This is a genomic window from Pelomonas sp. KK5, assembly GCF_001984095.1.
Lineage (GTDB): Bacteria > Pseudomonadota > Gammaproteobacteria > Burkholderiales > Burkholderiaceae_C > KK5.
On record NZ_LYVQ01000056.1, the window covers coordinates 21,343 to 32,502 of the forward strand.

The 11,160-nt window shown below is 71.0% G+C and carries 10 protein-coding genes; 9 read left to right on the top strand and 1 reads right to left on the bottom strand.

Features of this window, described 5'->3' with window-relative positions; genetic code table 11:
* Nucleotides 1-27: 27 nt before the first annotated feature.
* From B0W88_RS11160 to B0W88_RS11200, 9 genes are all read left to right on the top strand, one after another.
* Nucleotides 28-1,164: a porin gene (locus B0W88_RS11160; RefSeq protein WP_077034734.1), complete on the top strand. Its 1,137-nt coding sequence runs from the start codon at nt 28-30 to the stop codon at nt 1,162-1,164.
* A gap of 48 nt (nt 1,165-1,212) precedes the next feature.
* Nucleotides 1,213-2,334 carry a Gfo/Idh/MocA family protein gene (locus tag B0W88_RS11165; RefSeq protein ID WP_077034735.1) on the top strand — a complete coding sequence of 374 codons (1,122 nt, stop codon included), beginning with the start codon at nt 1,213-1,215 and terminating at the stop codon, nt 2,332-2,334.
* Nucleotides 2,335-2,345: 11 nt separating this feature from the next.
* The gene (locus B0W88_RS11170; protein ID WP_077034736.1) at nt 2,346-3,167 is read left to right on the top strand and encodes an aldose 1-epimerase; all 822 of its coding nucleotides are present in this window, start codon (nt 2,346-2,348) and stop codon (nt 3,165-3,167) included.
* A complete protein-coding gene (locus B0W88_RS11175) occupies nt 3,164-4,030 on the top strand; it encodes an SMP-30/gluconolactonase/LRE family protein (protein ID WP_077034737.1) in 867 nt (288 codons plus the stop codon). The genes B0W88_RS11170 and B0W88_RS11175 overlap by 4 nt, the downstream gene beginning before the upstream one ends.
* An 8-nt stretch (nt 4,031-4,038) precedes the next feature.
* Entirely contained in the window at nt 4,039-4,827 is a 789-nt protein-coding gene (locus B0W88_RS11180) for an SDR family NAD(P)-dependent oxidoreductase (protein ID WP_233151686.1), read from the top strand.
* A 1-nt stretch (nt 4,828) separates the two neighbouring features.
* Nucleotides 4,829-6,454, top strand: coding sequence for a glycerol-3-phosphate dehydrogenase/oxidase (locus tag B0W88_RS11185; protein ID WP_077034738.1), 1,626 nt, complete (start codon nt 4,829-4,831; stop codon nt 6,452-6,454).
* Nucleotides 6,455-6,462: 8 nt separating this feature from the next.
* The gene (locus B0W88_RS11190; RefSeq protein WP_233151687.1) at nt 6,463-7,932 is read left to right on the top strand and encodes an NAD-dependent succinate-semialdehyde dehydrogenase; all 1,470 of its coding nucleotides are present in this window, start codon (nt 6,463-6,465) and stop codon (nt 7,930-7,932) included.
* 73 nt (nt 7,933-8,005) lie between these two features.
* The gene (glpK, locus tag B0W88_RS11195) at nt 8,006-9,490 is read left to right on the top strand and encodes a glycerol kinase GlpK (protein ID WP_077034740.1); all 1,485 of its coding nucleotides are present in this window, start codon (nt 8,006-8,008) and stop codon (nt 9,488-9,490) included.
* Complete coding sequence (locus B0W88_RS11200) at nt 9,487-10,260, top strand: TSUP family transporter (protein WP_077034741.1); 774 nt, start codon at nt 9,487-9,489, stop codon at nt 10,258-10,260. The genes glpK and B0W88_RS11200 overlap by 4 nt, the downstream gene beginning before the upstream one ends.
* A gap of 6 nt (nt 10,261-10,266) precedes the next feature.
* Here the strand turns inward: B0W88_RS11200 and B0W88_RS11205 are convergent.
* A partial coding sequence (locus B0W88_RS11205) for a C13 family peptidase (protein WP_233151688.1) occupies nt 10,267-11,160 on the bottom strand: 894 nt, incomplete at its 5' end.

The window sequence follows — 11,160 nt, forward strand, 5'->3', positions numbered from 1 at the left end:
ACCACCGCAACAAAAGACGGAGACGACATGAAGACGAAGAAGACCGCACTGACCCTCGCCGCCCTGGCGCTGACCGGCACCGCCGCCCTCGCGCAGACGAGCAACGTCACGATCGCCGGCCGCGTGGACATGGGCCTGCAGTACGTGGACACCGGCGTCAACAAGATGAAGCGCGTGGACAGCGGCACCTACACCGCCTCGCGCCTGATCATGCGCGGCAACGAGGACCTGGGCGACGGCCTTTCCGCGCTGTTCTACCTGGAGCACCGCTTCAACGCCGACACCGGCGCCGCGCAGAGCGCCGCCAAGTTCTGGAACGCCGGCTCCTACGTGGGCCTGTCCAGCAAGGACTGGGGCACGGTGACGCTGGGCCGTCAGTACACGCCGATCTTCTGGTCCTTCCTGTTCGCCGACGACACCGGCCCGCTGAAGCTGCACGGCTACAGCGCGCTGCAGTCGGTGCAGCGCAGCAACTTCGCCCGCATCCGCGCCAGCGCCTCGCCGATCAAGGCGGCCGGCTCGCTGGACACGATCTCCGGCGGCATCTACTCGCTGGGCATCACCTCGGCCTTCGAGGACAACCAGATCGTCTACAAGACGCCCACCTTCGGCGGCGGCTTCACCGCGATGCTCTCGGCCGAGGCGCCGGAAGGCTACGCGGCCGGCAGCGGCAAGCTGTTCAGCGGCAATATCGAGTACCGCAAGGGCCCGCTGTACGCCTCGGTCGCGGCCACCACCAAGGAAGGCACGGTGCCGGCCGGCGGCGGCCTGAAGCAGAAGGTCAGCGAGCAGCTCGCCAGCGCGATGTACGAGGTGATGCCCGGCTTCAAGCTCTGGGGCAATATCCACCCGTGGCAGATGAAGTCGGTCGCCAGCACCGAGCTGAAGGGCCACGACTGGATGCTCGGCGCCTCCTACTGGTTCGCCCAGAGCGAGCTGTGGGTCAACTTCGCCAGCAAGAAGCTGAAGAACTGCACCGACTGCGATTCGTCCGGCTGGGGCATCGGCTACCACTACTTCCTGTCCAAGCGCACCGAGCTGTACGCCTCGATCGCCCAGGTCAGCAACGACGCCAACTCGGCCAACTCGCTGAACGGCTTCGCGCCGGACAACTTCGGCCTGAAGGTCCGCGCCACCTCGGTGGGCATCGCAACGACCTTCTAAGAGCGCAGACTCCCTCCTGCACCCACCCACCTCCCTCCATCACGCATCATGGACAAGACGATCACCCGCTACGGCATCATCGGCTGCGGCAGCATGGGCCGCGAGCACATCGAGAACATCAAGGCCCTGCCCGGGGCGCTGGTGACGGCCATCGCCGACACCCACGCCGCCAGCCTCGATGCCGCGATGGCGCTGCTGCCCTTCTCGCCGCCGAAGGCCTTCTCCGACCACAAGGAACTGCTGGCCAGCGGCCTGTGCGACGCGGTCGTCATCGCCACGCCCAACTTCACGCACATCGAGATGATGCGCGACGCCCTGGCCACCGACCTGCACATCCTGGTCGAGAAGCCGCTGGTGACGCGGGTGGAGGACGGCGTGGACATGATGCGCCGGGCCGAGGGCCGCAAGGGCCTGGTGTGGGTGGCGCAGGAGTACCGCTACATGCCGCCGGTGGCCGAGATGATCCGCATGGCGCACCAGGGCGCCGTCGGCACGATGCACCAGGTCGCGATCCGCGAGCACCGCGAGCCCTTCTACCCCAAGGTGGGCGACTGGAACCGCTTCACGGCCAACACCGGCGGCACGCTGGTGGAGAAGTGCTGCCACTACTTCAACCTGATGGACCTGATCCTGAAGGAGAAGCCGCTGCGCGTGTTCGCCAGCGGCGGCCAGCGCGTCAACCACCTGGACGAAAGCTATGGCGGCCAGCGCCCGGACATCCTCGACAGCGCCTTCGTGATCGTCGAGTACCCGAGCGGCGCGCGCGCCAGCCTGGACCTGTGCATGTTCGCCGAGAACTCGGTGGACAACGAGCAGATCGTCATCGTCGGCGACGAGGGCAAGCTGGAATCGCTGCTGCCCTCGCTGACGCTGCGCTACGGCCGCCGCGAGGACTGGGGCCGCCGCGAGGTCTGGGGCCAGCCCTCGGGCAGCGGCAAGGGCGTGTCGGTGCGCCGCGTGTGGGACACCAACATCAAGTACGCGGGCCAGCATTTCGGCGCCTCCTACATCGAGCACCAGCACTTCCTCGACGCGATCCGCACCGGCAAGCCGGCTGAGATCACGCTGGAGGAAGGCCTGCGCAGCGTGGCCACGGGCCTGGCCGCGCATCGCAGCATCGAGACGGGCCAGGCGGTCGCGCTGCGCGACGTGCTGCCGGCGGGCTGGTGAGGTAACTCGTTATGCAAGCGGTGGAGCTGAGGGCGGGCGAGATGCGGCTGCTGCTGCGGCCGGATCTCGGCGGCAGCATCGCCGGGCTCTGGCAGGGTGGGCGCGAGGTGCTTGCGCAAGGCCCGCGCGGCTCGGCCTGCTTCCCGCTCGTGCCTTACTCGAACCGGCTGGGCGACCGACGCTTCTCGTGGCGCGGCGAGGACTTCGCGACGGCGCCGAACTTCGGAGACAGCCCGCATTCGCTGCACGGGGTCGGCTGGCTGCGCGCCTGGTCCGTCGTCAAGGCCGACGATCATTCGGCCACGCTGCGCTACGAGCATGAGCCTGACGAACACTGGCCTTTCGCCTTCATCGCCGAGCAGCGCTTCGAGCTGCACGCTGACGCGCTGGCGATGACGCTTCAGCTCACCAACACCGACCGCCGCGAGCAGCCGGTCGGTCTCGGCTGGCACCCGTATTTCCCTCGGCGGGACCGCAGCCATCTGCGGATGACGCTGGCCCAGCGCTGGGAGGTGGACGAGCGGCAGATCCCGACGCATGCCGTGTCGATCGACGGCATCGATGCCGACGTGGCCACGCTGGCCTGGGACCACTGCTTCACCGGCTGGCGCGGCGCCGCGCAGATCGAGGATGAGGTCTTCCGCCTGCGCCTCACGTCCTCGCTGAATCGCGCCGTCGTCTTCACGCCACCCGGCCGCGACTTCTTCTGCGTGGAGCCGGTCAGCCACGTCAACGACGCGGTCCATTTCCCCGACCCGCTGGCCCGCGGCCTCGTCGCCCTGGCGCCTGGCGCCACGCTCGCCGCCTCGATGCGGCTGGACATCCAAGCATGATGAAAGCCCTGCCCGTCCCGCCCTGCATCGTCGGCGAATCGCCGCTGTGGCACGCCGCAGAGCAGGCGCTCTACTGGTGCGACATCGTCGGCCGGCGCCTGCACCGCTATGAACCGTCGACCGGCACACATCGCCAGTGGGATTTCGACAGCGATGTGGCCTGCTGCGCCCCGCGCGAGGCCGGCGGCCTGATGCTGGCGCGGCGCGACGGGCTGTGGACCTTCGATCCGGCCAGCGACGCCCTGCACAAGCTCGCCGACGCGCCCTACGACGCCGCCGTCGAGCGCTTCAACGACGGCAAGGCCGGCCCCGACGGCGCCTTCTGGGTCGGGACGATCTACGAGCCGCGCGACAAGCCGGCCGCCTCGCTGTACCGCTGGCGTAACGCTGTACTTGAGCGCATCGCCGGCGAGGTGACCGTCAGCAACGGCCTGGCCTGGAGCCTGGACGGCAGGACGATGTACTGGTCCGACACCTGGGGGCACACGCTCTACGCCGTCGAGAACGGCCAGCGCCGCGTCTTCAAGACCTTCCCGCGCCGCGAGCCCGGCACCTCGCTGGACAGCTACGGCGGCCGCCCCGACGGCGCCGCGATGGACGCCGAGGGCTGCCTCTGGGTCGCTATGTTTGAAGGCGCGCGACTGCTGCGCCTGTCGCCCGCGGGCGAGATCCTGCGCACCATCGAACTGCCGGTGCGCTGCCCCACGATGCCCTGCTTCGGCGGCGCTGACCTTCGCACCCTCTACATCACCACCGCGAGCGAGAAGCGCCCGGCGGACGAGCTGGCCGCGATGCCGCTCTCCGGCCGCGTGCTCGAGCTGCGCGTGGACGTGCCGGGCCTCCCGGCGAACTTCGTGAAATGACCCGCATCATGATGAGCAACACCACGATCTATCCCTCGCTGAAGGACCGCGTCGTCTTCATCTCCGGCGGCAGCTCCGGCATCGGCGCCGAGCTGGTCCGCAGCTTCGCCGCCCAGGGGGCGCGCGTGGCCTTCTGCGGCCTCAGCGCCGATGGTGGGCCGGCGGTCGTCGAGTCCGTCGTGGCTGCCGGTCATGCGGCACCCTACTTCGAGCCCTGCGATGTGCGCGACGTGGCCGCCTACCAGGCACTGCTGGGCCGCGTCGGCGAGAAGCTGGGCGCGATCCGCGTGCTGGTCAACAACGCCGGCCGCGACGACCGGCACGCGATGGAGGACGTCACCTCCGCCTACTGGGACGACCGCATCTCGCTGAACCTCAAGCACTACTTCTTCGCGATCCAGGCGGTGGCGCCGGGCATGGCCGCGGCCGGCGGCGGCTCGGTCATCAACATGGGCTCGGTCTCGTGGATGCGCGGCCGGCCGAACCTGGCCGGGTACACCACCGCCAAGGCCGGCATCCTGGGCCTCACGCGCACGCTGGCCCGCGAGCTGGGCGCGCGCAACATCCGCGTCAATGCGATCGTGCCCGGCGCCATCGTCACCGAGCGCCAGACCGCGCTGCACCGCGACCCGGCCGCCGACCAGCAGTTCCTCGACGCCCAGTGCCTGAAGATCCGTCTCGACCCCGGCCATGTGGCGCGGCCGACGCTGTTCCTGGCCGCCGACGACAGCGACGGCATGACCGGCCAGCATGTGCTCGTGGACGCCGGGATCGCCCAGCAATCGGTGATCAGCTGACATGAGTACCCCGATCGACCGCGCCGCGCAACTCGCCCGGCTGCGCGACACCCCCCAGTGGGACCTCGTCGTCATCGGCGGCGGCGCCACCGGCCTGGGCGTGGCGCTGGACGCCGCCGCGCGCGGCTTCGCCGTCGCGCTGATCGAGGCAGAGGATTTCGCCAAAGGCACCTCCTCGCGCGCCACCAAGCTGGTCCACGGCGGCGTGCGCTACCTCGCGCAGGGCAATGTGAGCCTCGTGCGCGAGGCGCTGCACGAGCGCGCCACGCTGCTGGCCAACGCACCGCACCTGGCCCAGCCGCTGGCCTTCGTGATGCCGGCGCGGCGCTGGTGGGAGCCGGCCTTCTATGGCCTGGGGCTGAAGCTCTATGACGCGCTGGCCGGCAGCCGCGGCCTTGGCGCCACCCAACTCCTCTCCGTGCAGAAGGCCAAGGCCGCGTTGCCCAACCTGAACCCCGCGCAGCTCGCCGGCGGCGTGCGCTACTGGGACGGACAGTTCGACGACGCCCGCCTCGCGGTGACCCTCGCCCGCAGCGCGGTCTCGCAAGGCGCCGCCGTGCTGAACCACTGCCCCGCCACCGGCCTGCTGCGCGAGAAGGGCCGCATCAGCGGCGTCACCGTGCGCGACGCCGAGACCGGCGAGAGCTTCACCCTGCGGAGCCGCGCCGTCGTCAACGCCACCGGCGTCTGGGTGGACGCGATCCGCGACATGGACCGCGAGCCGGGCTCGCCCTCACGCCAGCCGATGGTGGCGCCCAGCCAGGGCGTGCACGTCGTCGTCGACCGCGCCTTCCTGCCCGGCGAGAACGCGCTGATCGTCCCGAAGACCTCCGACGGCCGCGTGCTCTTCGCCGTGCCCTGGCTGGGCAAGACGCTGCTTGGCACGACCGACGCGCCGCGCAGCGACCTGCCCGCCGAGCCCCGCGCCACCGAGGAGGAGATCGGCTTCATCCTCAAGGAAGCCGCCGACTACCTGGCCCGCGCCCCGCGCCGCCAGGATGTGCTCTCGGTCTGGGCCGGCCTGCGTCCGCTGGTGAAGCCGGACGACGACGACGCCGGCAGCACCAAGAAGATCTCGCGCGAGCACACGGTGATCGTCGGCCGCTCGGGCCTCGTCACCGTCACCGGCGGCAAGTGGACCACCTACCGCGCGATGGCCGAGGACGTGATGCAGCGCTGCTTCGATGCGAAGCTGCTGCCCGCGCGAGGCGGCAAGGACGCCACGTCCGAGCTGCGGCTGGTCGGCGCGCCCGCCCGGGCCGGCGGCTCGCTGGCCCAGCCGCCCGGCGAACACCTGTACGGCGACGAACAGGCCGCGCTGCGCGCGCTGCCCGGCGCCGGCCGATGGCTCTGGCGCGACGGCACTGGTGGCTTCAGCGAGGCGATGCTGCGCTTCGCGGTGCGCTTCGAGATGGCCCGCACCGTCGAAGACCTGCTCGCCCGCCGCAGCCGCCTGCTCTTCCTCGATGCAGCCAAAGCCGAGGCACTGGCCCGCCCGGTCGCCGCGTTGCTGGCCGAGGAACTGGGCCGCCCGGTGCCCGAGGCCGAGATCCAGGCCTTCGAGGCGCTGGCCCGCCGCTACCGGGGCCTGCCCGAGCCCGACACGAACGAACTGAAAGCCGCATGAGCACGAACATGAACACGCCCCTCGACCGCCTCGCCCGCCCCGAACTGCTGCGCACCGACGCGCTGATCGGCTCCGAATGGCTCGCCGGCAGCAGCCGCTTCGACGTCACCGACCCGACGACGGGTGCGGTGCTGGCCACCGTCGCCAGCCTGGGCGCCACCGAGACCGAAGCCGCCATCGCTGCCGCCAACAACGCCGGCAAGACCTGGCGCGCGCTGCCGGCCAAGCAGCGCGCCGCGATCATGCAGCGCTGGTTCCGCCTGCTGCAGGACAACGCCGAGGACCTGGCCACGATCATGTCCGCCGAGCAGGGCAAGCCGCTGGCGGAAGCGCGCGGCGAGGTGGGCTTCGGCGCCAGCTTCATCGAGTGGTTCGCCGAGGAATCGCGCCGCGTCTACGGGGAGACGATCCCGACCACCGACAGGGACAAGCGCTACCTGGTGCTGCGCGAGCCGGTGGGTGTCTGCGCGGCGATCACGCCCTGGAACTTCCCGATCGCGATGATCACGCGCAAGGTGGCGCCGGCCATCGCCGCGGGCTGCACCGTCGTCGTCAAGCCGGCCGAGCAGACGCCGCTGTCGGCGCTGGCCGTGGCCGCGCTGGCGGTCGAGGCCGGCCTGCCGCCGGGCGTGCTGAACGTCGTCACCGGCGACGGGCCGCAGTCGATCGCGATCGGCCAGGCGCTGTGCGAGAGCGATGTGGTGCGGCATCTCTCGTTCACCGGCTCCACCGAGGTCGGCCGCATCCTGATGAAGCAATGCGCGCCGACGATCAAGAAGCTCTCGCTGGAGCTGGGCGGCAACGCGCCCTTCATCGTCTTCGACGACGCGGACCTCGACGCCGCCGCCGAGGGCGCGCTGATCAGCAAATACCGCAACGCCGGCCAGACCTGCGTCTGCGCCAACCGGATCTATGTGCAGTCCGGCGTCTACGAGGCCTTCGTGGAGAAGCTGGCCGCCAAGGTGCGCGCGATCAAGGTCGGCAACCCCTTCGAGGCCGGCACCACGCAGGGCCCGATGATCGACGAGGACGCGATCCTGAAGATCGAGCGCCACGTTGCCGATGCAACATCGAAGGGCGCGCGGCTGGTCGAGGGCGGCCGCCGCATCGACGAGCGCTTCTACGCGCCCACGCTGCTGGCCGACGCCACGCCCGACATGCTCTGCGCCCGCGAGGAGACCTTCGGCCCGATGGCGCCTGTATTCCGCTTCGAGACCGAGGACGAGGCCATCCGCCTGGCCAACGACACCGAGTTCGGCCTGGCCAGCTACTTCTACAGCCGGGACGTAGGGAGGATCTTCCGCGTCGGCGAGGCGCTGGAATACGGCATGGTCGGCGTCAACACCGGCCTGATCTCAACGGCCGAGGTGCCCTTCGGCGGCGTCAAGCAGTCGGGCCTGGGCCGCGAGGGCTCGCGCCACGGCATCGAGGACTATGTGGAGGTGAAGTACCTGTGCCTGGGCGGCGTCACGTCATGAGCGCCGCGCCGGACCGCTCCAAGCAAGCTCGCATCCCCCCGGGGGATCGGGCGTACCCGCCCGAGGGGCACCAGTGAGCCAGGGCGGCCGTTTCCTGCTCGCGCTGGACCAGGGCACGTCCAGCTCGCGCAGCATCGTCTTCGACCGCGAGGCCCGCATCGTCGCGATGGCCCAGCGCGAGCTGCCGCAGCACTTCCCGCAGGCCGGCTGGGTCGAGCACGACCCGCGCCGCATCTGGCAGGACCAGCTCGCCACCGCGCAGGAGGCGCTCGCCAAGGCCGGCGCCACGGCCGCCGACATCGCCGCCATCGGCATCACCAACCAGCGCGAGACCACGCTGCTGTGGGACCGCCGGACCGGCGAGCCGCTGCACCGCGCCATCGTCTGGCAGGACCGCCGCGCCGAGCCGATCTGCGCCGCGCTGCGCGAGCGCGGCCTGGAAGCGAAGTTCCGCCAGCGCACCGGCCTGCGCATCGACGCCTATTTCTCCGGCCCCAAGCTGCGCTGGCTGCTGGACCAGGTGCCCGGCGCCCAGGCCCGCGCCGAGCGCGGCGAGCTGGCCTTCGGCACCGTGGACAGCTGGCTGCTGTGGCAGCTGACCGAAGGCCGCGTCCATGCCACCGACGTCAGCAACGCCTCGCGCACGATGCTCTTCGACATCGCCCGCCAGCAGTGGGATGCGGAGCTGCTGGACCTCTTGAACATTCCGGCTTCCCTGCTGCCCGCCGTCCATCCTTCGAGTTATGCGTATGGCGAGACAACGCTGTTCGGCGCGCCGGTGCTGATCGGCGGCATCGCTGGCGACCAGCAGAGCGCGCTGTTCGGCCAGGCCTGCTTCGGTCCGGGCCTCGCCAAGAACACCTACGGCACCGGCTGTTTCCTGCTGATGCACGGCGGCGGCGAGATGCGGCTCTCGCAGCACGGCCTGGTCACCAGCAACGCGGCGCAGGCCTCGGCCGCCCCGCAGTTCGCGCTGGAGGGCAGCGTGTTCGTCGGCGGCGCCGTCGTGCAGTGGCTGCGCGACGGGCTGGGCGTCATCAAGTCCAGCACCGAGGTGCAGGCGCTGGCGGCCAGCGTGCCGGATGCCGGCGGCGTGATGATGGTGCCGGCCTTCACCGGCCTGGGCGCGCCCTACTGGGATGCGGAGGCGCGCGGCAGCATCGTCGGCCTGACCCGCGGCAGCACGGCGGCGCACATCGCCCGCGCGGCCGTGGAGAGCATTGCCTACCAGAGCGCCGCGTTGATCGAGGCCATGGCCCGCGACGCACAGCCGCTGACCGAGCTGCGCGTGGACGGCGGCGCGGCGGTCAACGACCTGCTGATGCAGTTCCAGGCCGACCTGCTGGGCATCCCGGTGATCCGGCCGGAGAACACCGAGACGACGGCGCTGGGCGCGGCCTTCCTGGCCGGCCTCGCGGCAGGGACCTTCTCCGGGCTCGATGAACTGACCTCGCTCTGGCGGCCCGGCCGGCGCTTCGAGCCGGGTCTGGACACGGCAGCGCGCGGCGAACGGATGGCCCGCTGGGCGCACGCGGTGCGGCAGACCGTCGCGCCATGAGCCCCCAGGAGATCGGCCACTACGCCGGCTTCATCGCCTGCGTGGCGGTGGCCACGGCCGTCCAGAACCTGACCGGCTTCGCCTTCGGCCTGGTGCTGCTGGGCCTGGCCGCGATGCTGGACCTGGCGCCGGTGGTCGACGCCGCCAACGCGGCCACGGTGCTGACCCTGGTCAATGCCGCCTCCTTCTTTCGGCTGCACCGGCTGCAGCCTGAGTGGCGCGTCATCAAGCCCGCGATCCTGCCGAGCCTGGCCGGCGTGGCCGTCGGCGTGGCGCTGCTGGCCTGGCTCAGCGGCAATGCGCTGCAGCTGCTGCGCGGCCTGCTGGGCCTGGCGATCCTCGGCTGTGCCGCGGCGCTGCTCAGCGATGCGAAGCCGCGCGAGACGGTTTCGTCCGCGCGCAGCTTCGCGGCGGTCGGCGCGCTCTCGGGCCTCCTCGGCGGCCTGTTCTCCAGCGCCGGGCCGCCGATGGTCTACCAGCTCTATCGCCAGCCGCTGCCGCGCGAGCTGGTGCGGCAGTGCCTGGTGCTGATCTTCGCGGTCAACCAGATCCTGCGCCTTGCCCTGGTGCTGGCGAGCGGGCATTTCTCGGCCTACTCGGCGCTGCTGAGCGCCTCGGCGCTGCCAGTGGTCCACGGCGTGGGCTGGCTGCAGAAGCGCTACATGCCGCCGCTGAGCCCGGCGCTGCTGCGCACGGTGGTCAGCGGCCTGCTGCTGGTGGCGGGTGGATCGCTGGTGATCTCCTGCGCCGCATGGTGGCTGAGGCACTGAGGATCGTCACCGTTCCTGCTGCGCCGCCAGCCGCTCCAGCACCTCGCGGATGCCCGCGCCCTCGCTGATCTGCGGGTTCGAGTAGCCGTCGGTCTTGCCGGCGGCCTTCTCCCGCTCGTCGATCAGCCTGCGTGCCTTCACATGCGCCTCCGTGAAGGACAGGGTCTCGTTCAGCGCGTCCACATACATCGCCTGGCCGAAGAAGGTCAGCGGCGAGCGCGAGCCGCAGCCGTAGGAGGTGTGCATCGCGTCGGCGGCGGTCATCACCAGCGTGCCCTCGCCGGCCAGCGGCGCGATCCAGCTGCCCGAGTAGCAGGCCGAGATCGACAGCACCCGCCAGCGGATGCCGGCCTCGTCCAGCCAGGCGCGCAGCTGCTGCGGCGTGACCGGCTCGGTTTCCAGCGGCCAGCTCTCGGTGGCGAGCTTGCCGTCGTAGCCGCCGTGCGAGGTGAGGTGCAGGAACAGCACGTCGTGCTCGCGGTCCATCACGCGGGCGATGCCGGTGATCGTCCGGTGCAGGTTCGAGGGCGTGGCCCAGGGCAGCGACAGGCTGGTGGCGTTGTTCGTCACCAGCTGCACGATGCGGCCGTCGAAGCGCTGCTGCATCGTCTTCGTGACGACGCCGCTCTCGCGCAGGAACACGTTCTGCGAGGCATAGGGCGCGAAGGTGGCGCCGTACATCTCGATGCGCCCCGGCCGCGGCGGCGGCAGCGCGGCAAGCGCATCGGCCAGCAGCCGGCCCTGGGCCTCGACGACCGGCTCGGTGATCGCCAGGCCGCGGAAGGCCTCGGGATCGGCGGCCGGCACCGGCGTCCAGAACTGGGCCGGCTGCAGCCAGTGGGAAACGGCCACCGTGGCCGGCACCAGCAGCAGCACCGCCAGCCGCACCGGGCTCGGCCC